Source organism: Kitasatospora sp. P5_F3, from assembly GCF_054049135.1.
In genome coordinates this window covers 1-423 of record NZ_JBFUMY010000219.1, presented here as the reverse complement: position 1 = coordinate 423, position 423 = coordinate 1, and the positions used below count along the sequence as shown (strand labels likewise).

The 423-nt window shown below is 73.0% G+C and carries 1 protein-coding gene; it reads left to right on the top strand.

The features are described 5' to 3' along the window. A partial coding sequence (locus ACXJMZ_RS37450) for a transposase (protein WP_457034445.1) occupies window positions 1–423 on the top strand: 423 nt, incomplete at both ends.

Below are 423 nucleotides of genomic sequence, written 5' to 3'. Positions count from 1 at the left end.
GAGGTGATCTGCCGCGACCGGGCCCGCTACTACGCCGAAGGCGCGGACCGCGGCGCCGGCACCGCCACGCAGGTCGCGGACCGGTTCCACTTGTGGAAGAACCTCGGCGAGGCGGCCGAGCGAGTCGTCGCCCGCCTCCGCCCGCAGTGGGCCCCGCCCACACCCGAGAAGGAGGAGGCGGTGCTGCCCAAGGGGCAGCGGGCCCAGCGAACCTGTGAACGGCACGCGGCCGTGCACGCGCTGATGAACAAGGGCGTCCGCCACAAGGAGATCGTCGCCGAGCTCCGCCTGGACCCCAAGACAGTCCGCAAGTTCATGCGCGCGGCCACCCCCGAGGAGCTGATCGGTTCCGGGCCGACCGGCGGCCGGCAGACCAGCCTGGACGGCCACGCCGCCTACCTGATCGCCCGGTTCAACGAGGGC